The 26,326-nt window shown below is 68.7% G+C and carries 20 protein-coding genes and 1 pseudogene; 3 read left to right on the top strand and 18 right to left on the bottom strand.

Features of this window, described 5'->3' with window-relative positions:
- The first annotated feature begins 16 nt into the window (after positions 1–16).
- Positions 17–1,150, top strand: coding sequence for an MFS transporter (locus tag JOF29_RS40085; protein ID WP_209699517.1), 1,134 nt, complete (start codon positions 17–19; stop codon positions 1,148–1,150).
- Positions 1,147–1,935, top strand: coding sequence for an alpha/beta fold hydrolase (locus JOF29_RS40080; protein WP_209699516.1), 789 nt, complete (start codon positions 1,147–1,149; stop codon positions 1,933–1,935). The genes JOF29_RS40085 and JOF29_RS40080 overlap by 4 nt, the downstream gene beginning before the upstream one ends.
- Here JOF29_RS40080 and JOF29_RS40075 read toward each other — a convergent pair whose 3' ends face one another.
- From JOF29_RS40075 to JOF29_RS45790, 6 genes are all read right to left on the bottom strand, one after another.
- Positions 1,936–3,708, bottom strand: a complete 1,773-nt coding sequence (locus JOF29_RS40075) for a DUF3352 domain-containing protein (RefSeq protein ID WP_209699515.1) — start codon at positions 3,706–3,708, stop codon at positions 1,936–1,938. It lies immediately after the preceding gene.
- Between the two features lie 47 nt (positions 3,709–3,755).
- A complete protein-coding gene (locus JOF29_RS40070; RefSeq protein ID WP_209699514.1) occupies positions 3,756–4,286 on the bottom strand; it encodes a hypothetical protein in 531 nt (176 codons plus the stop codon).
- A gap of 113 nt (positions 4,287–4,399) precedes the next feature.
- The gene (gene dnaE / locus JOF29_RS40065) at positions 4,400–7,951 is read right to left on the bottom strand and encodes a DNA polymerase III subunit alpha (RefSeq protein WP_209699513.1); all 3,552 of its coding nucleotides are present in this window, start codon (positions 7,949–7,951) and stop codon (positions 4,400–4,402) included.
- 216 nt (positions 7,952–8,167) lie between these two features.
- Entirely contained in the window at positions 8,168–9,076 is a 909-nt protein-coding gene (locus tag JOF29_RS40060; RefSeq protein WP_209700254.1) for an RluA family pseudouridine synthase, read from the bottom strand.
- 23 nt (positions 9,077–9,099) lie between these two features.
- A complete protein-coding gene (gene lspA / locus JOF29_RS40055; RefSeq protein ID WP_209699512.1) occupies positions 9,100–9,711 on the bottom strand; it encodes a signal peptidase II in 612 nt (203 codons plus the stop codon).
- Positions 9,684–10,406, bottom strand: a complete 723-nt coding sequence (locus JOF29_RS45790) for a TraR/DksA family transcriptional regulator (protein WP_307863933.1) — start codon at positions 10,404–10,406, stop codon at positions 9,684–9,686. Before JOF29_RS45790 ends, lspA begins: the two co-directional genes overlap by 28 nt.
- Before the next feature lie 524 nt (positions 10,407–10,930).
- Between JOF29_RS45790 and ileS the strand changes: the two genes are divergently transcribed.
- Positions 10,931–14,089 carry an isoleucine--tRNA ligase gene (gene ileS / locus JOF29_RS40045; protein WP_209699511.1) on the top strand — a complete coding sequence of 1,053 codons (3,159 nt, stop codon included), beginning with the start codon at positions 10,931–10,933 and terminating at the stop codon, positions 14,087–14,089.
- A 150-nt stretch (positions 14,090–14,239) separates the two neighbouring features.
- Here the strand turns inward: ileS and JOF29_RS40040 are convergent, their stop codons facing one another.
- From JOF29_RS40040 to mraY, 12 genes and pseudogenes are all read right to left on the bottom strand, one after another.
- Positions 14,240–14,995, bottom strand: coding sequence for a DivIVA domain-containing protein (locus JOF29_RS40040; RefSeq protein WP_209699510.1), 756 nt, complete (start codon positions 14,993–14,995; stop codon positions 14,240–14,242).
- Positions 14,996–15,129: 134 nt separating this feature from the next.
- Positions 15,130–15,435: a YggT family protein gene (locus tag JOF29_RS40035; protein ID WP_209699509.1), complete on the bottom strand. Its 306-nt coding sequence runs from the start codon at positions 15,433–15,435 to the stop codon at positions 15,130–15,132.
- 50 nt (positions 15,436–15,485) lie between these two features.
- On the bottom strand, positions 15,486–16,043 hold the full coding sequence (locus tag JOF29_RS40030) for a cell division protein SepF (RefSeq protein ID WP_209699508.1): 558 nt from the start codon (positions 16,041–16,043) through the stop codon (positions 15,486–15,488).
- 82 nt (positions 16,044–16,125) lie between these two features.
- A complete protein-coding gene (locus JOF29_RS40025) occupies positions 16,126–16,845 on the bottom strand; it encodes a YggS family pyridoxal phosphate-dependent enzyme (protein ID WP_209699507.1) in 720 nt (239 codons plus the stop codon).
- Entirely contained in the window at positions 16,842–17,570 is a 729-nt protein-coding gene (locus JOF29_RS40020) for a purine nucleoside phosphorylase YfiH/LACC1 family protein (RefSeq protein ID WP_209699506.1), read from the bottom strand. Before JOF29_RS40020 ends, JOF29_RS40025 begins: the two co-directional genes overlap by 4 nt.
- Before the next feature lie 291 nt (positions 17,571–17,861).
- A pseudogene (gene ftsZ, locus JOF29_RS40015) lies at positions 17,862–19,076 on the bottom strand (cell division protein FtsZ); the annotation flags it as partial.
- 150 nt (positions 19,077–19,226) lie between these two features.
- Complete coding sequence (locus JOF29_RS40010; RefSeq protein WP_209699504.1) at positions 19,227–19,967, bottom strand: cell division protein FtsQ/DivIB; 741 nt, start codon at positions 19,965–19,967, stop codon at positions 19,227–19,229.
- Positions 19,968–19,985: 18 nt separating this feature from the next.
- Positions 19,986–21,446, bottom strand: a complete 1,461-nt coding sequence (murC, locus tag JOF29_RS40005; protein WP_209699503.1) for a UDP-N-acetylmuramate--L-alanine ligase — start codon at positions 21,444–21,446, stop codon at positions 19,986–19,988.
- Complete coding sequence (gene murG, locus JOF29_RS40000; protein ID WP_425557247.1) at positions 21,443–22,531, bottom strand: undecaprenyldiphospho-muramoylpentapeptide beta-N-acetylglucosaminyltransferase; 1,089 nt, start codon at positions 22,529–22,531, stop codon at positions 21,443–21,445. Before murG ends, murC begins: the two co-directional genes overlap by 4 nt.
- 35 nt (positions 22,532–22,566) lie before the next feature.
- A complete protein-coding gene (gene ftsW, locus JOF29_RS39995) occupies positions 22,567–23,808 on the bottom strand; it encodes a putative lipid II flippase FtsW (protein ID WP_209699501.1) in 1,242 nt (413 codons plus the stop codon).
- A 4-nt stretch (positions 23,809–23,812) separates the two neighbouring features.
- Positions 23,813–25,246, bottom strand: a complete 1,434-nt coding sequence (murD, locus tag JOF29_RS39990; RefSeq protein ID WP_209699500.1) for a UDP-N-acetylmuramoyl-L-alanine--D-glutamate ligase — start codon at positions 25,244–25,246, stop codon at positions 23,813–23,815.
- Positions 25,243–26,310 carry a phospho-N-acetylmuramoyl-pentapeptide-transferase gene (gene mraY / locus JOF29_RS39985; RefSeq protein ID WP_245361161.1) on the bottom strand — a complete coding sequence of 356 codons (1,068 nt, stop codon included), beginning with the start codon at positions 26,308–26,310 and terminating at the stop codon, positions 25,243–25,245. The genes murD and mraY overlap by 4 nt, the downstream gene beginning before the upstream one ends.
- Between the last annotated feature and the right edge of the window lie 16 nt (positions 26,311–26,326).

The raw sequence follows: 26,326 nt of genomic DNA, 5'->3' as shown, positions 1-26,326 counted from the left end.
CGCCCACGGTAGTCGCATGTCCGTACCTCGTTCCGCGCTGCTTCCGGCGGCGCTGTCGTTCTTTCTCGTCACGCTCAACGCTTCCATGACCACTACCGCACTCCCCTCGATCGGCCGGGATCTTCCCGGCGGCGGGCTGCCGTGGGTGCTGACCGGGTACTCGTTGGTCTTCGCGATCTGCCTGCTGCCGGCCGGGGCGTGGGCCGATCGGGTCGGAGCCACCCGCGCCTTCGTTGTCGGTGTCGGGGTGTTCGCGGTGACATCGGTCGTCTGCGCTGTCGCCGGGAGTCTCGATGTGCTGCTGGTCGCCCGGGCGTTGCAGGGTGCCGCGGCCGCGGTCGTCCTCCCGGCGGGGCTCTCGATGGTGAACAGCGCCGTACCCGATCCGGCTGCTCGCGCTCGTGCTGTTGGTCGGTGGGCTGCTGCGGGAGCGGTTGCGTTGGTGGTCGGCTCGCCACTCGGCGGGGCGATCACCTCCGGGCTCGGCTGGCGCGCGACCTTCTGGCTGAACGTTCCGGTTGGTCTGCTCGTCCTTGCGATCGGTCACCGGGTCAGCTCGACGCCCGCACCGACGTCGCTCTCGGGCGTTGCGGCGCTCGTCCGCTCCGCGCCGGTGGTGGTCAGCTCGGTGACCGGGTTCGCGCTGAACTTCGCGTCGTACGGCGCGATCTTCGTCGTCACGCTTCTCCTGCAGCAGGAGCTCGGCAGATCGGCCTGGGAGACCGGGCTCGTCTTCGTGCCGATGACGTTGCTGATCATCCCCGCGAACCTCCTCGCCGGGCGGCTCGGTATCGTCGCCGCCTTGCGCCTTGGACAGGCCTTGATGGCAGTCGGCCTTCTTGGGCTGTGCTTCAGCGGTACGGCGATCTGGCAGCTGACCGGCTGGCTGCTGCCGATCGGCGCCGGCGCCGGGCTGGTCGCTCCGAGCGCGACCACCCTGATGCTCAACGGCGTACCACCTGAACGCGGCGGCCTCGGCTCCGGCCTGCTCAACGCCGCCCGCCAACTCGGCAGCGGTGCAGCACCGGCAATCTTCGGCGCCCTGCTAGGCGGCGCACACTTCATCACCGGCTACCGGATCAGCGTCCTGATCGCGCTGGCCGTCATCGCCGTCCCACTCGCCGCCCGTCCGAGAGCATTGGTCGCATGAACTACGAGGACCCCGGCGGCCCCGGCATCCCCATCGTCGCCCTGCACGGCACCTTCGGCCGCGGCAAGACCTTCGCGGCAGTCACCCGCGCGCTGTCCCCCGACTACCGCGTAATCGCCCCAGACCTCCGCGGGCACGCGCGCACCCGCACACAACGCACCGCCAGTACCCCGCAGCCCACCACGAGCCCGCGGGCTGCGTGGGATGGTGACTTCGGTCGGGAGGCGTTTGTGGGTGATGTTGCTGCGTTCATCGAGGGGTTGGGGTTGGCGCCGGCTCTGGTGGTTGGGCATTCGCTGGGTGGGGTTACGGCGTACCAGCTGGCTGCTCGGCGGCCTGAGCTGGTGCGTGCGTTGGTGGTCGAGGACGTCTGCGCGGTGCCCGGTGATGCGGTGCTGGACGTGACGGGGTGGCCGCGACGGTTCAGCGACCGGGCGGCGGCGGAGCGGTTCTTCGCGGCGACGCCGGCGCCGGAGTACTTCCTGGAGAGCGTCGGCGACGACGGCGAGCTGCTGTTCAACCCCGGCGACATGATGGCGGTGCAGCGCGGGAACGCCGGCGACTGGTGGGACGACTGGCTGGCCGTCACCCAGCCGACCTTGTTGCTGCGAGCAACCAACAGCTTCCTGCTCGACGCTGCCCAGGCAGCGGAAATGATCCGCCGCCGTCCCGCGACCGAGCTGGTCACGTTCGACGGCACCGGGCACTGGATCCACAGAGAAGCCCCGGACGCCTACGCGGAGGCGGTCCGGGGCTTCTTCAGGAACTACGGACTACTTGGCTGACTACTTCGCAACAACCCGGAGCGTGAACTCGGCCTCGCCGTCACCGGTCGAGCGGGACACGATCCCCGCCGACTTCAGCGCGGCCAGGTCCTTGTTGTCCGAGACCCGCGGGCTCAGCGACCCGACGGCGGCGAAGTCGACGTACCCGATCATCACCGCGCCCCTGGTGTCCGGCAGCGCCTGCTTGAACCCGTCCGTCGAGCCGAGGTTGCCGCCCTTCAGCACCTCGTCCGCGTAGTCCTTGCTGGTCGCCACCACCAGCGTGTCGTTGTTCTTCGCGGTCTCGATCGGGATGTTCGCCGACGAACGCTCGCGGAGCAGCGTGGTCAGCTTCTGCACCACCGGCTCGGCCTTCGACGGGTCGGTCTCCAGCCGGATCGCGACCTTGGGGCCGTTCGAGGTGTCCTTGTCCATCGCGACCGCGAGGTTCTTGCCGGCCAGCGTCTTCAGGTCGTCCGGCAGCTTCAGGCCGGTCTCCTCGGCGATCCGGTCGATCATCGGCTGCAGGTTCTGCCCGCCCGCCTTCTGCACCTGCTGCCAGGCGGTGTCGATCAGCGACTCGCCACCGGAGACGGCGATCGCGCCCGCGGTGCTGTCCGGCAGCTTGCCGACCAGGTCGCCGGCGTCGGCCGAGCCGACCTTGACGCTCTTGTCGCCGTGCGCGATGCCCTTCAGCTCGACGTACGACGAGTCGAACCGGAGCGCCACCGCCGCGGTCGCGTCACCGAGACCGGCCAGCTGGCCGGAGTCGACCTTGCCGCTCATCGACGCGATCGCCTTGATGTCGGCCCAGCCGGAAACGAAGCCCTGCTCGCCGAGCTTGTCCATGTCCGCCTTGTACTTGGCGTTCTTGCTCAGCGGGTTGTCCTTCGCGGTGGCCACGGCCGCGTCGACGGTCGCCTGGTCCTCGCCGAGGATCATGTAGCCGTCGGTGAACGCGCGGCCCGGCTTCTTGTCCTGGTGGGCGAGCAGCTTGTCCATGCCCTTGTTCGCGGCGTCCTGGTTCTTCACCTGGACGGCGACCACCGGGACCGGCGAGCTCTTGCCCTCGGCCGGCGGCAGCGCGGCGAACCCGGCGCGGTCCCCCAGCCACGGCTTGATGTCCTTGTCGTAGTCGACGTCCGCGAGGTCGCTGCCGACCGACTTCTTGATCTGCTCGAACAGCTTCTGCCGCAGGTCGTCCTGCTCACCGGTGAGGCCGAGGTTGTCCTTCACAGACGGGAACTTCATCATGAACCGGATCGCGTTGACCTTCTGGCCGGCCGACGGGTTCAGGTCGATGCGGGCGTACCCGACCGCCGTGCCCGGCAGTACGTCGGCCGGCTGCTTACCGCCGCCGCCGAGCTTGCCGTAGGCAAAGATGCCTCCGCCGGCGACCACCAGCACCATCGCGAGCGCCGCGATGATCGGGATCAGCTTGCCGCGCTTCTTCTTCGGCTCCGGCTGCCACTGCTGCGGACCGCCGTACCCAGGCCCCTGCGGCGGCTGCCCGCCGATGCGCAGCTGCTCGTACGACCCCTGCGCCGACTGCCCATACTGCGAGCCGCCCTGCTGCGCGTACTGCTGGCCGTACTGCGGACCACCCTGCTGAGCACCACCCTGCTGCGGACCGCCGTACTGCTGGCCCTGCGGCGGCGGGTAGCCGGGCCGGCCCGGCTGCTGCGGACCCGGACGGCCCTGCTGCGGCGGGAAGTTCTGGCCCTGGGGCGGACCGTACTGCGGCTGCTGGCCGCCGGCACCTGGGTACGTCGGCGGCTGGTTCTGGTCGGACATATGCTCCCTCGCTGGCTCCGGTGGCCTCACCGCCGGACCTGCAAAGGCTAGTGGACCGGCGGTGCAGCTTCTGACGCAGCAGGTTGCGAAGTGGTTGCAACGGGCTCGGCCCGCCAGGTCGCGGCCGCGATGACCGCACACGCCAACGCCGCCCCGACGAGCCAGGACACCAGCGGTGTCCAGGTGTGCAGCTCGAGCGGCGCATTCACCAGATCGCCCACGTGCGCCGCCCGCAACCGCGGGTCGAGCGGGTCGTGCCCGAGCAGCATGCCGACACCCCACGACACACCGGAGCCGAGGCAGGCGCCGAGCACGACGATCGCCACCGACCACGGACCGTGGTTACGCAACCACCAGAACAACGCCCCGCCGAGCACGACCGCAGCCACGAACCCGATCGCGGTGAACGTCCCGTCCGGCCCGAAGATCCGCGTCATCTGCTCCTCGCCGAGCTCCCCACCCCGCGCGTCCACCGTGTACTGCGCCAACGGCGAGAACTGCTGCCAGGCCCACCCGGCAACCACCCCGGCCACCAGGAACACCACGACCGTCACCACCACAGCCTTGGCCCAGGGCATCCGCGACTCCTCCGCCCCCGCCCCTCCCAAAGGACTGACCGACGACGACGCCCCGTAAGGCGCAGGCTGAAACGACTCCGGTTGACTCACGACGCCAGTGTGACGCATAGCTGTCAGCTGGCCAGGCAGGAGGGGCCCAGGAGGGCTTTGAGGTCGGCCATCAGGGATGAGGTGGGGGTTACGCGGAAGCGGTCGCCGATGCGCATGACGGTGGTTTTCTGGCGGGCCTGGAGGCGGAGGTGGACCTCGGTCATGCCGGGGTGTGAGGTCAGGATGTCCTTCAGCTGGTCGACGACCGGTGGGGTGCAGCGGTTGACCGGCATGGTGAGGACGACCGGGCCGCTCGGGCCTTCGGTGAGGTCCGGTACGACGACCTCGTCGCCGCTCAGCTCGACCCGGTCCTCGCGGCGCCGGATGCGGCCCTTCATCAGGACGATCGCGTCGTTGCTGAGCAGATGTGCGTGCAGCTGGTACGCCGAGGAGAACATCATCACCTCGATCGAACCTTCGAGGTCCTCGATGGTGACGATCGCGTAGATGTCGCCGCGCTTGTTCACCTTCCGCTGGACCGCGGTGACCAGGCCGCCGATCGTCACCCGGCTGCCGTCCGGGCGGTCCTCGTCGGCGAGCAGCTGACCGATCGTGCAGTCGGAGCCGTTGGTGAGCACGTGCTCGACGCCGAACAGCGGGTGGTCGGACACGTACAGCCCGAGCATGTCGCGCTCGTGAGCCAGCTTGGTGGCCTTGTCCCACTCCTCGATCTCCGGGACCGTGACGGTCAGCCGGCTGTTGCCCTCGCCCTCGTCCGCGTCGTCGTCACCCATCGAGAACAGGTCGAACTGCCCGTGCGCCTCGTTCCGCTTGAGGTCGATGGCCTCGTCGACGGCCTGTTCGTGGACCGCGACGATCGCGCGCCGTGCGTGGTTCATCGAGTCGAACGAGCCGGCCTTGGAAAGTGACTCGATCACGCGCTTGTTGCAGACCGGAAGCGACACCTTGTCGATGAAGTCGACGAAGTCGCTGAACCTGCCCTTCTCCTCGCGGGCCGCGACGATCTCGCCGACGACGTTCACGCCGACGTTGCGGATCGCGGACAGCCCGAAGCGGATGTCGGTACCGACCGGGGTGAAGTTCGAGTCGGACTCGTTGACGTCCGGCGGCAGCACCTTGATGCCCATCCGGCGGCACTCGTTCAGGTAGATGGCCATCTTGTCCTTGTCGTCCTTCACGGACGTCAGGACGGCGGCCATGTACTCCGCCGGGTAGTTGGCCTTCAGGTACGCCGTCCAGTAGGACACCAGACCGTACGCCGCGGAGTGCGCCTTGTTGAACGCGTAGTCGGAGAACGGGACCAGGACGTCCCACAACGCCTTGATCGAGGCCGCGCTGAACCCGTTGTCCTTCATCCCGCCCTCGAAGCCGACGTACTCGGCGTCGAGGACTTCCTTCTTCTTCTTGCCCATCGCCTTGCGGAGCAGGTCCGCCTTGCCCAGGCTGTAGCCCGCGAGCTCCTGAGCGATCTTCAGCACCTGCTCCTGATAGACGATCAGGCCATAGGTCGGACCCAGGATCGGCTTCAACGCCTCTTCCAGCTCCGGGTGCAGGTAGCTGATCTCCTGCTGGCCGTTCTTGCGCAGCGCGTAGTTGGTGTGCGAGTTCGCGCCCATCGGGCCTGGCCGGTAGAGCGCGCCGACGGCGGAGATGTCCTCGAAGTTGTCCGGTTTCATCAGCCGCAGCAGCGCCCGCATCGGGCCGCCGTCGAACTGGAAGACGCCGAGGGTGTCGCCGCGCCCGAGGAGGTCGAAGGTGGGACCGTCGTCCAGACTGTGGCTCAGCGCGTCGAGGTCGATCGTGATGCCGTGCGCGGCCTCGATGTTCTTGACCGCGTCGTCCATGATCGTCAGGTTGCGCAGGCCGAGGAAGTCCATCTTGACCAGGCCGAGCGTCTCGCAGCTCGGGTAGTCGAACTGGGTGATGATCTGGCCGTCCTGCTCGCGGCGCATGATCGGGATCAGGTCGATCAGCGGCTCGCTGGACATGATCACGCCGGCCGCGTGCACACCCCACTGGCGCTTCAGGTTCTCCAGGCCGCGGGCGGTGTCGACGATCTTGCGGACGTCCTGGTCGGCCTCGTACAACTGGCGGAACTCGCCGGCCTCGGAGTACCGCTTGTGCTGCGGGTCGAAGATCCCGGACAGCGGGACGTCCTTGCCCATCACCGTCGGCGGCATCGCCTTGGTGATCCGGTCGCCCATCGCGAACGGGTAGTCCAGCACCCGGCCGGCGTCCTTGATCGCCTGCTTGGCCTTGATCGTGCCGTAGGTGACGATCATCGCGACCCGGTCGTCGCCGTACTTGTCGGAGACGTACCGGATCACCTCCGGGCGGCGGCGGTCGTCGAAGTCGATGTCGAAGTCGGGCATCGACATCCGCTCCGGGTTCAGGAAGCGCTCGAAGATCAGCCCGTGCCGCAGCGGCTCGAGGTCGGTGATCCGCATCGCGTACGCGCAGATCGAACCGGCGCCCGAACCACGGCCCGGGCCGACCCGGATGCCCTGCTTCTTGGCCCAGTTGATGAAGTCGGCGACGACCAGGAAGTAGCCCGCGTACCCCTTGGAGACGACGATCTCGATCTCGTAGTCGGCCCGCTTGCGGATCTCGTCGGTGATCCCGCCCGGGTAGCGCTCGTGCAGGCCGACCTCGACCCGGTTGACGAACCAGGACTCCTCGTTCTCCCCCTCCGGGCAGGGGAAGCGCGGCATGAACCGGCCCTCGCCCTCGGTGAAGCTGACGTCGCACTGCTCCGCGATCAGCAGCGTGTTGTCACACGCCTCGGGATGGTCCCGGAACAGTTCGCGCATCTGTTCCGGCGACTTGAGGTAGAACTCGTCACCGTCGAACTTGAACCGGTTCGGGTCCGACAGGGTCGATGCGGACTGGACGCACAGCAACGCCGCATGCGCGGGGGCGTGCTCCTTGTGCGTGTAGTGCAGGTCGTTGGTCGCTACCAACGGCAGGTTGAGGTCCTTGGCGAGTCGGAGCAGGTCATTCTGCGTCCGCCGCTCGATGTCGATGCCGTGGTCCATCACTTCGCAGTAGAAATTCTCCGCGCCGAAGATGTCCCGGAACTCGGCCGCTGCCTCGACAGCCTCCTTGTACTGGCCGAGCCGCAGCCGGGTTTGCACCTCGCCGCCGACGCACCCAGTTGTCGCGATCAGACCCTTGCCGTACGTCTGCAGCAGCTCCCGATCCATCCGGGGTTTGAAGTAGTAGCCCTCGAGACTGGCCAGCGAGGCCATCTTGAAGAGGTTGTGCATACCCCCGGTGTTCTTCGCGAGCAGGGTCATGTGTGTGTAAGAGCCGCCGCCCGATACATCCTCGCTGCTGTTGTTGCTGGCGTCTCCCCACTTCACCCTGCGCCGCTCGGTACGGTGGGTTCCCGGCGTGAGGTACGCCTCGCAGCCGATGATCGGTTTGACGTCGTACTTCTGCGCGGTCCGCCAGAACTCGTACGCACCGAAGACGAACCCATGGTCCGTCGTTGCCAGGGCCGGCATACCTTTCTCGGCTGCGGCTTTGAACAGTTCGTCGATCCTCGCCGCGCCGTCCAGCATGGAGTACTCGGTGTGGTTGTGCAGGTGCACGAAGCTGTCGGCGGACGCCATGTTTGCGCGGACCTCCCGGGGCGTGAGCGAGCGAGACTGAGACAGCCTATGCGGGGCCGCCGACAGTTCGGAATCGGCTCACCGGCAGACCACCCACCGCCCGCTATCCGTGCGTGCAGCCTCCGGCGTCCAGCACGAGCGCGACCGCATCGTCCGGCCTCGAGCGTCGACCCGCGACAGTCAGCACCGTGCCGTCGATGCGAAGGATCGGCGGAGTTACTCGGCGTCAACCAGCAGATCGAGGGCGTGGTCGAGGTCTTCGGGGTACTTCGAGGTGAACTCGACGTACTCGCCGGAGCCGGGGTGGGTGAAGCCGAGGCGCATCGCGTGCAGCCACTGGCGGGACAGGCCGAGGCGTTCGGCGAGCACCGGGTCGGCGCCGTACGTCAGGTCGCCGCAGCACGGGTGGCCGATCGCGGCCATGTGCACGCGGATCTGGTGCGTGCGGCCGGTCTCCAGGATGATCTCCAGCAGGGTCGCGTACCGGAACGCCTCGAGGGTCTCGTAGTGCGTGACGCTCGGCTTCCCGCCGGCCACCACGCCGAACTTGTAGTCGTGGTGCGGATGCCTGTCGATCGGGGCGTCGACCGTACCGGTGAACGGGTCGGGGTGGCCCTGGACCAGCGCGTGGTAGATCTTCTTGACCGTGCGCTCCTTGAAGGCGCGCTTGAGCACGGTGTAGGCGTACTCCGTCTTCGCGACCACCATCAGCCCCGACGTACCGACGTCGAGGCGGTGCACGATGCCCTTGCGCTCGGCGGCGCCGCTGGTGGAGATGCTGAAGCCCGCGCCGGCCAGGTGGCCGATCACGGTCGGGCCGGTCCAGCCGGGTGACGGGTGCGCGGCGACGCCGACGGGTTTGTCCACCACGACGATCTCGTCGTCGTCGTACACGATCCGCAGGTTCTCGACGGTCTCCGGTACGACGGTCACCTCGGACGGCGGCGGGGGCAGTTCGACGTCGAGCAGTACGCCGGCCGCGACCCGGGACGACTTCGGCGCCGGGGAGCCGTCGACCTGGACCAGGCCGGACTCGATCAGCTCGGCTGCCTTGGTCCGGGAGACGCCGAAGAGCCGGGACAGGGCCGCGTCGAGCCGCTCGCCCGCCAGACCGTCGGGCACCATCACGGTCCGGGAGTTCCCCGAGGTCACTGCCGGTGCTCCCGGGTGCCGTCGAGCTTGACGCCGCGCAGGGTCTGGATCACCAGCAGTACGGCGGCCGAGGTGACGGCCATGTCCGCGACGTTGAAGATCGCCCAGTGCGGGGTCTGCAGGAAGTCGACCACGTGCCCGTGGAACGGCGACGGCTCGCGGAAGATGCGGTCCAGGATGTTTCCGACCGCACCCCCGAACAACAAGCCGAACGCGACCGCCCAGCCGGCCGACCCGAGCTTGCGGGAGAGGTAGATCACGCCGATCGCGACGATGATCTGCACCGCGCTGATGTACGGCGTGTAGCCGGCCCCCAGGCTGAACGCCGCTCCCGAGTTCCGGATCAGGTTGAACTTGAGCAGGCTCCCGATCACGTTCACCGGCTCACCCGGTGTCAGATGAGCCAGCGCCTGAGCTTTCGTCACCTGGTCCAGCAACAGCACGACCAGCCCGACCGCACCGAACACCACAATCCACTTCCACGACCGGCCGCCGGGGGACGACGGAGAACCGGCCGACTGTTCGTCGGCCGGTTCGGGGGTGGCTGCGTCCTCCACCTGAGGGGACGAGGCGGGGTCGTTCAGCGGCGTTCCTGGCGTTCTTTGCATGAGACACACAGTGTCGCACGCGGGAATGCCTGCAGCCGACCCTTGCCGATCGCGTTGCCGCAGTTCTCGCAGACGCCGTACGTGCCGTCGTGGATCCTGGTCAGGGCGAACTCGATCTGGTTCAGCATGTCCCGTGCGTTGTCCGCCAGCGACAGCTCGTGGTACCGCTCGAGGGTCGTGGAGCCGACGTCCGCCTGGTCGTTGCCGGCCCCGTCGCTGCCGTCCCGGAACAGGCCAACGATCTCCTGCTCGGCGTTGTGGATCTCCTGCTTGAGGTGCTCGACCTCGCCCTCCAGTTCCGCGCGCAACTCGGCGATCTCGGCGGCGGTCCACGGGTCTTCGCCCGGCTTCACCATGAAGGTCTCGGCCGTGTGTGCTGCGGACTTCGCCGGCGCCGTCGCCGGGGTCCTGTTCTCGTTGGTCTTCATGGCCACCCTCTTCGTCTGAGCTTTCTTGGCAGGGGTCTTAGCCGCTGTGCTTTTCGCCGCTGTGGTCGCTGCGGAGGTCCCTGGGGAGGTTCCTGCCGACTTCTTCACCGCGGTGGTCTTCTTGGCCGGCGAGGTCTTCACCGGGCTTTTCCGGGCCGCTGTCTTCTGGACCGGCTCGGCCTTCTTGGTGCCACTCAGCTTCGCGGCTGTCTTCTTGGCCGCGGCAGTGCGTTCGGGGGCGGACTTCTTCCGTGCCGATGTAGCCATGGTCAGCTACCCCCTGCCTTCGTCGGAGACTGGAGCGGACTGGTCGCAAGACAGTAGGACACGTGCTCAGCACGTGCCAGCCCGACTCGCAGACCGTGGACATAAGGTAGTCGGTTCTTCAAGTCCGCTCGATGTTCCGCACATCACAAGCGTGTTGCAGACATCACTGTCCGTAACACTTCCCAGGTCAGCCCCGCAATCGCTCGAGCCGTTCCCGGATGTCCTTCGCCTCCCCAGCAGAATTCTCATGGCCGGATTCCTACTGCACCACTCGTTAACGATTCGTAGTCACCCAGTACGACGCCGTACACTGGCAACCGCGAACCGCAAGGCCGTGATGGGGCCATCACCCCGGAGCCGCCGGAAGAACGGTCCTACAGCGACCTATTAGAACCGGCAGCGTGTCGTAAAGGAAGTGGGTGACCGTACTTACAGTCACCAAGGAGGGTGGTACCGCGCGGTAGCCGGCACAGACCGGGTGCTTCGTCCCTCGTCCAGCAGCAGGACGCGACGAAGGACAGAACATGGCGGCAAACACCCCTTGGCGGCAGGTCCCCGCCCAGGTCGACTTCCCCGCGCTCGAGCGGGAGGTGCTCACCCTCTGGGACGAGCACGACACCTTCGCCAAGAGCCTCGAACAGTCCGCCGGGAGTACGCCGTGGACGTTCTACGAAGGCCCGCCGACCGCGAACGGCATGCCCGGTACGCACCACATCGAGGCCCGCGTCTTCAAGGACGTGTTCCCGCGCTACCGGACCATGAAGGGCTTCTGGGTCGAGCGCAAGGCCGGCTGGGACTGCCACGGCCTGCCGGTCGAGGTCGCGGTCGAGAAGGAGCTCGGCTTCAGCGGCAAGCCGGACATCGAGGCGTACGGGATCGCCGAGTTCAACGCGAAGTGCCGCGAGTCGGTGCTCCGGCACGTCGACGCGTTCCGTGAGCTGACCGTCCGGATGGGGTACTGGGTCGACCTCGAGCACCCGTACAAGACGATGGACCCGGAGTACGTCCAGTCGGTCTGGTGGTCGCTGAAGCAGATCCACGACAAGGGCCTGCTGGTCGAGGACTACCGGATCACGCCGTACTGCCCGCGCTGCGGCACCGGCCTGTCCGACCACGAGCTCGCCCAGGGCTACGAGACGGTCGTCGACCCGTCGGTCTACGTCCGCTTCCCGCTCACCTCCGGACCATTGGCCGGTACGGCGTCGCTCCTGGTCTGGACGACGACACCGTGGACACTCGTTTCCAACACGGCGGTCGCGGTACACCCCGACGTCGAGTACGTCGTCGCCACCGACGGCACCGAGTCGCTGGTCGTGGCCAAGCCGCTGCTGGACCGGCTCGGCGAGGGCTGGACGGTCACCGGTGAGTACGCCGGCCGCGACATGGAGCGGTGGACCTACCAGCGGCCGTTCGAGCTGGTGCCGTTCGACGAGTCCGCGCACTACGTCGTGCTGGCGGAGTACGTCACCACCGAGGACGGTACCGGTCTGGTGCACCAGTCCCCCGCGTTCGGCGCGGACGACCTCACGGTGGCTCGCGCGTACGACCTGCCGGTGGTGAACCCGGTGGACACGACCGGGCACTTCAACGCCGACGTACCGCTGGTCGGTGGGCAGTTCTTCAAGAAGGCCGACGAGGCGCTGGTCGCGGACCTGAAGGACCGCGGCCTGCTGTTCAAGCACGTCCCGTACGAGCACCCGTACCCGCACTGCTGGCGCTGCCACACCCCTGTCATGTACTACGCGCTCCCGTCCTGGTACATCCGCACCACCCAGGTCAAGGACGCCCTGCTCCGCGAGAACGAGAAGACCAACTGGTACCCGGAGTCGGTGAAGTGGGGCCGGTACGGCGACTGGCTCCGCAACAACATCGACTGGGCCGTCTCGCGCTCCCGCTTCTGGGGTACGCCGCTGCCGATCTGGCGCTGCGCCGAGGACCACCAGGTGTGCGTCGGCTCGCTGGCCGAGCTCGGCGAGCTGGCCGAGCTCGGCGAGCTGGCCGGCCGCGACCTGAGCACGACCGACCCGCACCGGCCGTACGTCGACGACATCACGTTCGACTGCCCGACCTGTGGCGCCGAGGCGCACCGGGTGCCCGAGGTGATCGACGCGTGGTACGACTCGGGCTCGATGCCGTTCGCGCAGTGGGGCTACCCGTGGGTCGAGGGCTCGGAGGAGAAGTTCGCGCAGACCTACCCGGCCGACTTCATCTCCGAGGCGATCGACCAGACCCGCGGCTGGTTCTACACGCTGATGGCGATCGGCACGCTGGTCTTCGACGAGTCGTCGTACCGCAATGTCGTCTGCCTCGGGCACATCCTGGCCGAGGACGGCCGGAAGATGTCCAAGCACCTGGGCAACATCCTGGAGCCGATCCCGCTGATGGACAACCACAGCGCGGACGCGGTGCGCTGGTTCATGGCCGCCTCCGGGTCGCCGTGGAAGGCCCGCGGCATCGGGCCGAACGTGCTGAACGAGATCGTCCGGAAGGTGCTGATCACCTACTGGAACACGGTCGCGTTCCACGCCCTGTACGCACGGCTGGCCGACTGGTCTCCTGCGGACGCTCCGGCGGTCGCCGATCGCTCGGTGCTCGACCGCTGGCTGGTGAGCGAGACGCACCGGCTGGTCCGCGACACCGACGCGGCGTACGCCGCGTTCGACACGCAGCGGCTCGGTTCGCTGATCAACTCGTTCGTCGACGTGCTCTCGAACTGGTACGTCCGCCGTTCGCGCCGCCGGTTCTGGTCCGGTGACGCCGGCGCGCTGGCGACCCTGCACGAGACGCTCGAGGTCCTGACCCGGGTGATGGCGCCGCTGATGCCGTTCGTCACCGAGCGGGTCTGGCAGGACGTGTTCCGCCCGGTCACGCCCGGTCTCGCGGAGTCCGTGCACCTGACGAGCTTCCCGACGTACGACGAGACGCTGATCGACGACGTACTGGCGCAGCACGTGTCGATGGCCCGCCGGGTCGTCGAGCTCGGCCGGTCGGCCCGCGCCGAGGCGAGGGTGAAGACCCGGCAGCCGCTGGCCCGGGCACTGGTCGGATCCGCGGCGATCGCGGACCTGTCCCCCGAACTGCTCCAGGAGATCGCCGACGAGCTGAACGTCGGTACCGTCGCGCCGCTGTCGTCGGCCGGGGCGGACCTGGTCGAGTTCGCTGCCAAGGGCAACTTCCGGGAGCTCGGCAAGCGGTTCGCCAAGCAGACCCCGGTGGTCGCGGCGGCGATCGCGGCGGCGGACGCCGGTGCGCTGGCGGCCGCGCTGAAGGAGTCCGGTACGGCGACCGTGCTCGTCGACGGCGAGGACGTCCAGGTCGGAGCTGCCGAGGTGCTGGTGTCCGAGCGGCCGAAGGAAGGCTGGTCGGTGGTCAACGAGCAGGGCGAGACCGTTGCCCTCGACCTCGAGGTGACTCCGGAACTGAAGCAGGCCGGCCTGGCGCGTGAGGTGGTCCGCACGCTGCAGGAAGCCCGGAAGAGCGCCGGCCTGGAGGTGTCGGACCGGATCAAGGTCTGGCTGACCTCCACCGACGCCGAACTCTCCGATGCCCTCGGCAAACACGCCGACGAGATCGCCCGCGAGGTCCTCGCCGTCGAGCTCAACCTGTCGGCGCCGTCGGAGTCGGACGTTGCCACCGGCACCGAAGAGGACATGCAACTCACCTACTGGCTCACCAAGGCCTAGCTCACCTGGCCGTTACGTCCGAAGAACTGTGGGTTGTAGCCTCAGGTTCTTCGGACGTAACGTCATCGGCGGGCCACAGTGAGTGAAACGGGTCCGGACATGACGAAGAGGCGGTGCCGCCGGAAAGCACCGCCTCTTGTCAGAGGATCTTCAGACGCCGTGGCCGCCGTGGGCCTGGGCGCGGGCCTCGGGACGGAAACCGTTCCGCGGGCTGAGCGTGTCGTCGCCGTTGCCGAGCGCCTTGAGCTGCTCGGTGAAGTAGGTCTTCAGGCGGCTGCGGTACTCCCGCTCGTACGCGTGCAGGTCGTCGATGGTGCGCTCGAGCTGGCCCTTCTGCTTCTCCAGGGTGCCGAGCATCTGCGCGCGCCGCTCGGCGATCTCGCCGTCGAGCTTCTCGGCGCGGGCGCGGGCCTCACCGGTCATCCGGTCGGCCTTGCCACGCGCTTCGTTCTCCAGCCGCTCGGCCTTGGCGCGGGCCTCGCCGATGATCTTGTCGGCGGTGTCCTTCGCCTCCTGGACCAGGTCGTCGGAGTGCTTGGTGGCCATCTCCAGCAGCCGCACGGCGGAGCTGGACGCGTCGCCGACCGTGCCGGCCGCTGCGGCCGCCCCGGGAGCAGGTGCCACCACCGGCGGCTTCTCCTCGGGCTTCTCGACCACGACCGGGGGCTTCGGCTGCTGCACGACGGGCGGCAGCGCGGCGGTCTGGTCGACCGGCCGCTGCTGGTCCGCGCCTGCGCGCTGGGCCGCCGCGAGCTTGGCCCGCAGCTCCTCGTTCTCGGCGAGAAGTCGCTCCAGCTCGGCTTCCACCTCGTCGAGGAAGGAGTCGACCTCTGTGACGTCGTAGCCCTCCCGTAGTCGGACGGGCGTGAACTGCTTCGAGCGGACGTCATCCGGCGTCAGCGGCATCTTTCACCTCGTTTGTCTGTGTCTTGGCGGAGTCCCCGTGGCCTCGCCTTGGCGACTCAGTAGATCACGTTATCGCTTCGTTGTCTTAGAACGGAATCCGGGCTCTATCTACCCACTCCTCGTGGTCCTCACCCTTACAACGATCGAAGGGCCGTCGAGTTGATGGCCATCGCCACCGAGACGATCACGAACAGCATCAAGGTGGACAGATCGATCCGCACACCACCGGCCCCGATCGGCGGCAGAATCCGCCGCAGCGGCCGCAGGAACGGGTCGGTGATCGAGTAGATCAGCTCGAACAGCAGCAGCAGCGGCCCCTTCGGGTGCCACTGCGGCGCGAACATCACGATCAGTCCGAGGACGAACCGCGCCACCAGCACCAGGAAGAAGGCGAGCAGCACCCAGTAAAGAACGATGAGGACGAGCGCTAGAGCATTCATGTCGACAACGAGTGTAGAAGACGCCGAAAGCGCGGTCGCCAACCAGAGCCTCAACTCTGGTTGTAGAACCCGTCCGCGGCGATCTTCTCCTTCTCCTCGGCGGCCACCGTGACGTTCGGCGGGCAGACCAGGAACACCTTGGTGGTGATCCGCTCGATCGAGCCCCGGCAGCAGAAGATCAGGCCGGCGGCGAAGTCCACGAGTCGCTTCGCGTCGGAGTGATCCATCTCGGTCAGGTTCATGATGACGGGCGTGCCGTCGCGGAAGTGCTCACCGATGACGCGCGCCTCGTTGTAGCTGCGCGGGTGCACGGTGGTGATGCGGGCCAACTCGGTAACCTCCGGGGACGGCGCGACCCCGCGCCGGTCTGGGAACTTGCTGACCGTGGCACCGCTCGGCTCCGGACGCTCCTCGCGGCGCTCCCGGGTCTCGCGGCTCTCCCGGCCGGCTGCCACCGGCACGGTTTCCTGGGAGTCCCCGTCGACTGCCTCGTCGACCTCGGCTTCGTCGAACTCGTCGTCGTACGTGTCGTCATAACGGGCGTTGTAGCGCTCCCCGTCCTCGACCAAGCCGAGGTACACACCCATCTTGCGCAGTGCGCCGCTCATGGCCCCTCAGCACCTCGATCCGATTTCGACGGCAACTCGACGACAACAGTGAGCAGGAAGCGAAACCCGCTCGATGTCGACACTAACCCAGCGGAGTGCGCGTACCGAGTAATGCGCGCCCGAGCCGAACGTGTGTCGCACCCTCCTTGATCGCGGCCTCCAGATCGCCGGTCATCCCGGCCGAGATCCAGTCCGCACCGGGATGTTCGGAGCGTAGCCGGGACGCTACGTCGTGCAGTCCCGCAAAGGCTTCCCCGGGTTCCGATCCGAGCGGTGCGACCGCCATCACCCCGCCGAGCTCGAGCCCGTCCGCCGCCACGATCGCCGCGGCCAGCTCCGGTACGCCGGCGGGCGCGACCCCGCCCCGGCTCGCGCCGGTCGCCGTACCGGAACTGGCCGCGGACCCGTACGCCGCCAGGCTCACCTGGATCAGGCACCGCACCGACTTCTGCTCCGCGACCGCGGCCTTCGACAACGCGTCGACGAGTGCGGGCCGGTCGACCGAGTGCACGACCGACGCGTACCGCACCACCGACCGGGACTTCTTCGACTGCAGTTGCCCGACGAAGTGCCAGGTGAGGTCCGGGCAGTCCGGCGCCTTCTCCTTCAGCTCCTGCTCGCGGTTCTCCCCGGCGTCCGTGACCCCGAGGTCCGCCAGCGCCCGTACGTCGCTGACTGGGAAGGTTTTGGTGATCGCCACGAGGGTGACCTCGTCCCGGCCCCTCCCGGCCGCCTGACACGCCTTCTCGATCCGTTCCTGCACCTGCTCCAGATTCGCCCGGAGCTCGTCGGCGCGGGTCATGAGCCGGCCAGCTTGATCAGCCCGGCCATCCGGCCACTCTCCGGGCCCTCGCGGCGGTACGAGTACAGGTCCCCGGACTCGATCGTGCAGGCCGTCGCGTCGACGACCTCGACGTCGAGGTCGGCCAGTTGGGCCCGGACGCCGGCCGCCACGTCGAGCGCGGGTGTCCCCCAGCTCGTTTCGGAGTACGACGCCGGTACCTGTACGGCGACCTCGGCGCGCATCTCGTCGGGTACTTCGTAGCACTTGCCGCAGGCGTACGGGCCGAGGACGGCGGTGATCCGCCCGGCGCTGAGGTCGCGCATCGCGCCGACGGTCGCGGGGACGATGCCGACGTACATGCCCTTGCGGCCGGAGTGTGCGGCGCCGACCACACCGTCGGCGTACAGCAGCACCGGGAGACAGTCGGCGGCGCGGACCGCGAGGACGACGTCGGAGCGGGTCGTGACGAGACCGTCGGCCCTCGGCATCGGCTGGATCGGCAGTTCGTCACCCGGACGTACGACGTGGACGTCGCGACCGTGCACCTGGCTGACCCGCACCACCTGCTCCATGGGCACGCCGAACTCCGAGGCGATCAGCCGGAAGTTCGCCGTGACACCCGCACCGTCCGGTCCCGAAGCGCTACCCAGATTCAGCTCGCCGTACGGCGGTTTGCTGGCGCCGCCGAAGCGGTCGGTGAAGGCGAGCCGGGCGGCGGAGTGGATCTCGTCATAACCGAACACGACTGAAGATTACCCAGCCGCCCGCCGGCAGGGTTACTTGAGGAACTCCGGGATGTCGAGGTCTTCCTCGGGCTCGGGCTTCTTCGGCTTCGGCTGGGCCGCGCCGGTCGTGCCGGCCGGCGGGTTGCCGGCGGCGTTGCTCGGGCCGTTGGTCGGCCAGGAGTGCTGGGTCGACGGGGAGGCAGGGGTGTGGGGGGCGGGCTGAGCCGACTGCGGGCCGGACTGGACGGTCCGCACACCCTCACCCGCGGGCGGGCGGGCGGAGTTCGTCGTGCCTGCTCCCGGGCGGGGCTCGGTCGGCGCCGGGACCGGGACGGTGTCGTCGGTCGGCTGAGGCGGCGTCGGTGCCGCCTGAGGCTGACCCGGCTGCTGGCCCGGGACCGCTTGGAGAGGAACCGAGCCGGGCTGGCCCTGACCCGCTTGGCCACCCTGCGGGTTGGCGGGCGGGGGCGGGGTCTGGGTGGGGTTGGAGACCGTCATCGGCTGGGAGTAGTTCTGGTTCGCCGGCCGGGAGGACTGCGGGCGGGCCTGGTTCATGGCCTGCTCGCGGCGCTTGGGCATCCCGCCGTCGAAGCCGGCCGCGATCACCGTGACCCGGACCTCGTCGCCGAGGGCGTCGTCGATCACCGCGCCGAAGATGATGTTCGCGTCCGAGTGCGCGGACTCCGACACCAGTTGCGCGGCCTCGTTGATCTCGAACAGGCCCAGGTCGGAGCCGCCCGCGATCGACAGCAGCACGCCGTGCGCGCCCTCGATGCTTGCCTCCAGCAACGGAGACGAGATGGCCGCCTCGGCCGCCGCGACCGCGCGGTTCTCGCCGCGCGACGAGCCGATCCCCATCAGCGCGGAGCCGGCGTTCGACATCACCGCCTTGACGTCCGCGAAGTCCACGTTGATCAGACCGGGCGTGGTGATCAGGTCGGTGATACCGGAAACACCCTGCAGCAGCACCTGGTCGGCCTGCTTGAACGCGTCCAGCACGGACACGGCGCGGTCGGAGATCGTCAGCAGCCGGTCGTTCGGGATGACGATCAGGGTGTCGACCTCTTCGCGCAGGGCGGCGATGCCCTCCTCCGCCTGGGTCGCGCGGCGCTTGCCCTCGAACGAGAACGGCCGGGTCACCACACCGATCGTCAACGCACCGAGCGAGCGCGCGATGCGGGACACCACCGGCGCGCCACCGGTGCCGGTGCCGCCGCCCTCGCCCGCGGTGACGAAGACCATGTCGGCGCCCTTGAGCGCCTCCTCGATCTCCTCCCCGTGGTCCTCGGCGGCCTTCTGCCCGATCGCCGGGTTCGCACCGGCGCCGAGGCCCCGGGTCTCCTCCCGGCCGATGTCGAGCTTGACGTCCGCGTCGCTCATCAGCAGCGCTTGCGCGTCGGTGTTGATGGCGATGAACTCAACGCCCTTCAGACCGTGCTCGATCATCCGGTTGACAGCGTTCACGCCGCCGCCGCCGATGCCCACGACCTTGATGAGTGCCAGGTAGTTCTGCGGTGCCGCCACGTCCGCGCCTCTCGCCTCGTTCGTTTCCCGTTGTCCAGCGAAAAGACTGAACCTCAAGTGGATGCTTAGAGTTATGTCAACTTTAGATTACGTGGAACGCTACGGGACGCTTCCCGCCAAAGTCCACGCGCCTCGCCGCGAGACGACCCGTCACCGTTTTTCCCCTTTGGTGACAGGGAGATCGGGCGCCGAGACGTCGTACACCTTCGCGTCCCGCTTCATCAGTACGCTGAGTATCCCCGCCTTGCGCGCACTGTCATCGGAACTGCCCCACACCACCTTCACCCCGGAGCTGAGGTTCAGGGTGATCGAGTCCGGCGACGTCGCCGTGATCGATCCCACCCGGGTCCGCAGGGATTCCGGGAGTGCCGCCGAGACCGTCACCACCGAGTGCACGGTGACGTCCCGCCGGACACCGGTGATCTTCGCCTCCGGCAGCCCGGCCGGCCGGTCCGGCACCGTCCGGTACGACGTACCGGTGGCGTCCACCAGCTCGAACCGCGAGCCGTCGGTGACCACCACGACCGGAACCCGTTCGGTGACCACGATCACGATCTTCCGCGGCCACGCCCGGGTCACCTGGGCGTCCGCGACCGCCGGGATGGTCCGGACCCGGTCCGCGATCGCCCGCAGGTCCACGTTCGCCAGCGGGGTGCCGATCGGGGCCGCCGCGGTCTGCTCGATCGTTGCCACCGGCACCGTGTCGGCACCGCTGATCCGGACCCCGGAGACCGCGAACGCGGAGGAGAAGTAGAACAGCCAGACGATCAGGCCGGCCAGCACGACCAGCCCGCCGCCGATGGCCCAGGGCAGCCAGCTGCGCCACCGCACCAGCCGTTGCCGGCGCGCGAACCGCTGCTGTGCCCGAGCCAGATCGACGCTCTGGCTCATTCGACGAACCCCACCCTTTTACTCCACCACAGGTGTGAGCGTTGCCTCGGCAGGCTCGCGGGTGGCGGCGCGTTCGGCCAGCAGGCCAACGACTTCCGGGCCGATCAGCGTCACGTCGCCGGCTCCGAGGGTGACGACCAGATCACCCGGCTCGGCCAGGTCCGCGACGAGTTGCGGTACGGCGGACCAGGACGGCTCGAACCGGACCTGGTCCGGCTTCAGCGGCACGTGGTTCGCGATCAGCGCCCCGGTGACGCCGGGCTCCGGGTCCTCACGGGCCGCGAAGACGTCCATCACCACGACCTCGTCGGCCAGCGCCAGCGCCTCCGAGAACTCGGTCGCGAAGATCCGCGTCCGGCTGAACAGGTGCGGCTGGAAGCACGCGATCACGCGCCCCTCCCCCGCCACCTGGCGGGCCGCGGTCAGGTCGACGGCCAGCTCGGTCGGGTGGTGCGCGTACGAGTCGAAGACCCGGACACCGTCCTCGAGCCCCTTGAACTCGAACCGCCGGCCGGTCCCGGTGAAGGCGGCCAGCCCCTCGGCCAGGTCGGCCGCGGAGAACCCGAGCCCGAGCCCGGCGCTGAGCGCGGCGGACGCGTTCAGCGCGTTGTGCTTGCCCGCCTGCTGCAGGTTCACCACCGGCAGCTTGCGCCCGCGGTACACCGGCACGAACGACTGCGTCGCCCCGGTCGCGGTGAGTTCGGTCACCCGCAGGTCCGCGTCCTCGGACTCGCCGTACGTCCGGACGTCGATCCCGCTGTCCCGCGCGTACGACGCCAGCTGCCGGGCGCCGGCGTCGTCCTGGCAGATCACCATGAACCCGCCGGGCAGCACCCGGGCGCAGAACTCCTCGAACGCCCTGCGGTAGCTGGCCTCGTCGCCGTAGTTGTCCAGGTGGTCCGGCTCCACCGACGTGACGATCGACACCTCGGGCGAGTAGGTCAGGAACGACTTGTCCGACTCGTCCGCCTCGGCCACGAACAGGTCGCCGTTGCCGCCGTGGGCGTTCGACCCGGACTCGTTCAGGTTCCCGCCGATCGCGTACGACGGGTCGGCGCCGCAGTGCTGCAGCGCGACCGTGAGCATCGACGTGGTGGTGGTCTTGCCGTGCGTACCGGCGACCGCGATCGTCCGGCGGCCGACCATCACCGACGCGAGCGCGGCGGCCCGCGGCAGGATCGGGATCCCGGCCGCACGGGCGGCGACCACCTCGGGGTTGGTCTCGCGGATCGCGGTGGAGACCACCACGGTGTCCACGGCGGCGACGTGCGCGGCCTCGTGCCCGACCCAGCAGGTCGCGCCGAGCGCCCGGAGCGCAGCCAGCACCTTGCCGTCCTTGGCGTCCGAGCCGGACACCTCGATCCCGCGCGCCGCCATGATCCGGGCGATCCCGGACATGCCGGCGCCGCCGATGCCTACGAAGTGCACGCGGCCCAGCTTTTCGGCAGGCAGGAGCGTTTCAGGAGCGGTGACGATCACGACGCAGACCTCACCACATCGAGGATGATCCGCGCCAACCGGTCGTCGGCGTCGGTCCGGATCACACCGGTCGCAGCTGTGGACATGGCTGTCAGACGCTCGCGGTCGAGCAGAAGTTGCGGCACGTTGGCCCGCACCCAGTCGACGGTCAGCTCGGCGTTGTCGATCAGCACGCCGCCGCCGACGTCGACGACCGGCTTCGCGTTCAGCCGCTGCTCACCGTTACCGATCGGCAGCGGGACGTAGATCGCCGGGAGCCCGACGCCGGACACCTCGGTGACCGTGTTCGCGCCCGACCGGCAGACGACCAGGTCCGCGGCGGCGTACGCGAGGTCCATCCGGTCGACGTAGTTCAGTACGACGTACGGCAGTGGGCCGGTCTGCGGGACCTCGAGCGTGTTCTTCGGGCCGATCGCGTGCAGCACCTGGATACCGGCCGCCTGCAGGTCCGCGGCGGCGCCGGAGACCGACTCGTTGATCCGCTGCGCGCCCTGTGAGCCGCCGGTCACGAACAGCGTCGGCGCGTCCGGGTGCAGCCCGAAGAACTGCCGGGCCTCGGCGCGCAGCGCGGCCCGGTCCAGCGTCGAGATCGCCCGCCGGATCGGCAGCCCGACGTACTCCGCGTGCGGCAGGTCGGTGCCCGGGAACGAGGTCAACACGGTTTCGGTGCAGTACCGGGCGGCGAACTTGTTCGCGATCCCCGGCACCGCGTTGCCCTCGTGCACGACGATGGGTGTCTTCCGCCGCCAGGCGGCGACGTACGCCGGGGTGGACACGTAGCCGCCGAAGCCGACCAGGACGTCCGCCTTCGCCTCGTCGAGCACCTTCCGGGCGGCGCTCACCGAGGCGAGCATCTTGCCCGGTACGGCGAACAGCGCGGGCGTGGGCCTGCGCGGCAGCGGCACCGGCGGGATCAGCTCCAGCCGGTACCCGGCCTCCGGAACCACCCGGGTCTCCAGGCCGCGCTCGGTCCCGAGGGCCAGGATCTCGATGGTCGGGTCGATCCGGCGCAGAGCGTCCGCCGTGGCGATCAGGGGTGAGGTGTGGCCGGCGCTACCGCCACCGGCCAGAACGATGCTGGGCACAGCTTTCAACGCTCCCGCGGGGTTCATTTGTGTGACTAACGCCGCGAAGGCAGCCAGCCGAAACGAGGTCGCCGGGATTCTTTCAGGGCGGCCTGCGCGCCGGGCTCGGCCTTCGCGAAGGACAGCAGCATGCCGATCGCGATCAGCGTCGGCAGCAGTGCGGAACCACCGTACGACAAAAGCGGGAGCGGGATACCCACGATGGGTAGCAGTCCGATCACGGCGCCGAGGTTGACCACGGCCTGCGCCATCAGCCAGACGGTGATCCCGGCCGCCGCGTAGCGGACGAACGGCTGGGTGTTCCGGGTCGCGATCCGCACCCCGGCGTAGGCCAGCAGCAGGAACAGCGCGAGCACGGTCAGCGAACCGACCAGGCCGAGCTCCTCACCGATCACCGAGAAGATGAAGTCGGTGTGTGCCTCGGGCAGGTTGCCCCACTTCTGCCGGCTGTTGCCGATCCCGACGCCCCACCAGCCGCCGGTCGAGAGCGCGTAGAACGAGTGGTACGCCTGCCAGCCGACGCCGGACGGGTCACCGAACGGGTCCAGGAACGACGTCACCCGCTGCATCCGGTACTTCTCCGCGTTGACGAAGTACGTCGCCACCAGCCCGACCACCGCGATGGTCGAGACGAACAACCGGGTCGGCGCGCCGACGACCCAGATCATGCCGATCATCACGGCCATCAGGACCAGCGCCGTACCGAGGTCGTGCTGGCCGACCACCAGCGCGATCACCAGGCCGCAGACCGGGACCATCGGGACCAGCAGGTGCTTCCACTGGGTGAGCAGCTTCTCCTTGCGGGCGTACAGGTCCGCGCACCACAGCACCATCGCGAGCTTGGCGAACTCGCTCGGCTGGATCTGCAGCGGTCCGCCGAGGCGCAGCCAGTTGGTGTTGCCGTTGACGCCGACGCCGAGGCCCGGGATGAAGGTCAGCACGAGCAGGAACGTCGAGCCGAGCAGCGCGACGTACGCGAGCATCCGGAAGTGCCGCGGCGTCATCCGGGAGGCGACGTACGCCATCGGCAGCCCGACGGACACCCAGATCAGCTGCCGGGTGAAGATCGTGTAGCTGCTCCCGTACACGCGGAACGACAGCACGCTGGACGCCGACAGCACCATCATCAGTCCGAGCACCAGCAGCAGCCCGGTCGCGCCGAGCACGATGTGGTACGACGTCAGCGGCCGGTCCAGCACGTCCCGGATCGCCGCGATCCACGGCCGCTCGGTGCTGTTCTGCTTCTTCTGGTCCGGCTGATCTGCGACCGACGTCACGCGATCACCCCAGCCGGCGCACAGCTTCGGCGAACGCGTCCCCACGGGCTCCGTAGTTGGCGAACATGTCCCAGGATGCGCAGCCGGGAGCGAGCAGCACGGTGTCACCCACCTGCGCGAGCTTCGCCGCCTCCCCCACCACGATCTCCATGGCACCAGTGTCCGTTGACTCGACGACGAACCTCGGGACATCCGGTGCGTGTCGCTCGAGAGCTTGGGCGATCACGGCCTTGTCCTGGCCGAGCAGTACGACGGCCCGCAAACGTTCGCGGGCTGCGGTGACGAGGTCGTCGAACATCGCGCCCTTGGCCTGGCCGCCGGCGATCCAGACCACGTGCTCGTACGCCAGCAACGAGGCCTGCGCGGCGTGCGGGTTGGTCGCCTTCGAGTCGTCGACATAGTTGACCCCGGCAACCTCCGCGACCTGCGCGATCCGGTGCGCGTCCGGCCGGAAACCCCGCAGGGCGTCCCGAACGGCGGTCGCCGGTACGCCGAACGCGCGGGCCAGCGCGGCCGCCGCCAGCGCGTTCGCGACGTTGTGCGGCGCGGGCGGCGTGATGTCGTCGATCGAGGCCAGCTCGAGCGCGGACGTCTTGCGTTGCTCCACGAACGCGCGGTCGACGAGCAGGTCGTCGACGAGCCCGAGCATCGAGAGTCCCGGCGTACCGAGGGTGAAACCGATCGCCCGGCAGCCCTCGACCACGTCGGCCTCTTCGACCAGGTGCTCGGTGGCCGGGTCGGCGACGTTGTACACGCACGCGACCCGGCAGTTGTCGAAGATCCGGCCCTTGTCCGCGGCGTACGCCGCGAGCGAGCCGTGCCAGTCGACATGGTCCGGGGCGATGTTCAGTACGGCGGCCGAGTGCGCCGACATCGAGTGCGTGAAGTGCAGCTGGTACGACGACAGCTCGACCGCGATCACGTCGTACGGCTCGGGGTCCATGACCGCCTCGAGCAACGGCAGCCCGACGTTGCCCGCGGCAACGGCCCGGTGGCCGGCCGCCTGCAGCATCGCGGTCAGCATCTGCACGGTCGTGGTCTTGCCGTTGGTCCCGGTGATGCACAGCCAGGGCGCGGCGTTCGCCGGGTCACGGAGCCGCCAGGCGAGCTCGATCTCGCTCCAGATCGGCACCTCGCGCTCGGCCGCCTGCGCGAGCAGCGGCGCGTGCGGCGGTACGCCGGGAGACGTGACGACGACGTCGACGTCCTTCGGCAGCTCCTGCGTGCTGCCCGGGCCGAGCGTGATCGTGGCGCCGAGCGTCTCCAGGATCTGCGCCTTCTCCCGCAGCGCCCCGTTGTCCCGGTCGTCCAGTACGACGAGGTGCTCCGCGCCGGCCTGGAGCAGCGAGTCGGCGCACGCGTAGCCCGCCGTACCGAAGCCGAGCACGACGAACCGCGTCGTCGCCCAGCCGTCCGACGTACGGGTCTCGAGACTCATCCGGTCACCCATTCCGCGTAGAAGATGCCGAGGCCGATCACCACGCACAGGCCCTGGATGATCCAGAACCGGATCACCACGTTGACCTGTTCCCAGCCGAGCATCTCGAAGTGGTGATGCAGTGGCGCGATCAGGAACAGGCGTTTCCCGACGCCGGTCGCCTGTTTGGTGATCTTGAAGTAGCCGACCTGCAGGATCACCGACGCGGTGATGACGACGAACAGTCCGCCGAGCACCAGCACCAGCAGCTCGGTGCGGGTCATCACGGCCATGCCGGCGAGCGCGCCGCCGAGCGACAGCGAACCGGTGTCGCCCATGAAGATCTTGGCCGGCGACGCGTTCCACCACAGGAACCCGAACAACGCACCGGTCAGACAGGCCGCCACGACCGCGAGGTCACGGGGATCCCGTACTTCGTAACACTTGGCACCGACCCCGCGCTCGGTCGCGCAGCTCTGGTTGAACTGCCAGATGCAGATCAGCGTGTAGGCGCCGAACACCATCATCGACGCGCCGGTGGCCAGACCGTCCAGGCCGTCGGCCAGGTTCACACCGTTGGACATCCCCGCGATCAGCAGCAGGATCCAGATGATGACCAGGATGGCGGGCAGCTCCAGCCAGCCGATGTCCCGGATGAACGAGATGAACGGCGACGCCGGCCGCTGCCCGCGGTCGTCCGGGAACTGCAGCGCGAGCACCGCGAACACCACCGCGACCAGCGTCTGGCCGGCCAGTTTCGCCTTGCTGCGCAGGCCGAGGCTGCGCTGCCGGAAGATCTTGATGAAGTCGTCCAGGAAGCCGACCGCGCCCATTCCGGCGAACAGGAACAGCACCAGCAGCGCCGAGGCGCTCGGCGCACTGCCGGCGCCCGTGGTGAGCATGACGAACACCTTGGCGCTGAAGTACCCGATGATGGTGGCCCCGATGAACACGATGCCGCCCATGGTCGGCGTACCGCGCTTGACCTGGTGCGACTTCAGGCCGTCGTCGCGGATCTCCTGGCCGTAGCCGCGGCGGGCCAGCCACTTGATCGCCCAGCGGGTGCCGATCAGGGTCAGCACCATCGAGACGGCGCCGCCG

This window comes from Kribbella aluminosa, from assembly GCF_017876295.1.
GTDB lineage: Bacteria > Actinomycetota > Actinomycetes > Propionibacteriales > Kribbellaceae > Kribbella > Kribbella aluminosa.
The sequence above is the reverse complement of the archived record's forward strand: the minus strand, read 5'-3'. Positions and strand labels throughout refer to the sequence as shown.

Excerpts from the sequence above, each read along its gene's own strand:
- JOF29_RS40030 (WP_209699508.1), bottom strand. The coding sequence starts at position 16,043 with ATGAGCGGCGCACTGCGCAAGATGGGTGTGTACCTCGGCTTGGTCGAG.
- JOF29_RS40010 (WP_209699504.1), bottom strand. The coding sequence starts at position 19,967 with ATGAGCCAGAGCGTCGATCTGGCTCGGGCACAGCAGCGGTTCGCGCGC.
- JOF29_RS40025 (WP_209699507.1), bottom strand. The coding sequence starts at position 16,845 with ATGACCCGCGCCGACGAGCTCCGGGCGAATCTGGAGCAGGTGCAGGAA.
- JOF29_RS40075 (WP_209699515.1), bottom strand. The coding sequence starts at position 3,708 with ATGTCCGACCAGAACCAGCCGCCGACGTACCCAGGTGCCGGCGGCCAG.
- lspA (WP_209699512.1), bottom strand. The coding sequence starts at position 9,711 with ATGCAAAGAACGCCAGGAACGCCGCTGAACGACCCCGCCTCGTCCCCT.
- JOF29_RS40070 (WP_209699514.1), bottom strand. The coding sequence starts at position 4,286 with ATGCCCTGGGCCAAGGCTGTGGTGGTGACGGTCGTGGTGTTCCTGGTG.
- JOF29_RS45790 (WP_307863933.1), bottom strand. The coding sequence starts at position 10,406 with ATGGCTACATCGGCACGGAAGAAGTCCGCCCCCGAACGCACTGCCGCG.
- mraY (WP_245361161.1), bottom strand. The coding sequence starts at position 26,310 with ATGGTGCTGACCCTGATCGGCACCCGCTGGGCGATCAAGTGGCTGGCC.
- JOF29_RS40080 (WP_209699516.1), top strand. The coding sequence starts at position 1,147 with ATGAACTACGAGGACCCCGGCGGCCCCGGCATCCCCATCGTCGCCCTG.
- murD (WP_209699500.1), bottom strand. The coding sequence starts at position 25,246 with ATGAGTCTCGAGACCCGTACGTCGGACGGCTGGGCGACGACGCGGTTC.
- JOF29_RS40060 (WP_209700254.1), bottom strand. The coding sequence starts at position 9,076 with ATGGTGCCCGACGGTCTGGCGGGCGAGCGGCTCGACGCGGCCCTGTCC.
- ileS (WP_209699511.1), top strand. The coding sequence starts at position 10,931 with ATGGCGGCAAACACCCCTTGGCGGCAGGTCCCCGCCCAGGTCGACTTC.
- JOF29_RS40040 (WP_209699510.1), bottom strand. The coding sequence starts at position 14,995 with ATGCCGCTGACGCCGGATGACGTCCGCTCGAAGCAGTTCACGCCCGTC.
- JOF29_RS40085 (WP_209699517.1), top strand. The coding sequence starts at position 17 with ATGTCCGTACCTCGTTCCGCGCTGCTTCCGGCGGCGCTGTCGTTCTTT.
- JOF29_RS40035 (WP_209699509.1), bottom strand. The coding sequence starts at position 15,435 with ATGAATGCTCTAGCGCTCGTCCTCATCGTTCTTTACTGGGTGCTGCTC.
- dnaE (WP_209699513.1), bottom strand. The coding sequence starts at position 7,951 with ATGGCGTCCGCCGACAGCTTCGTGCACCTGCACAACCACACCGAGTAC.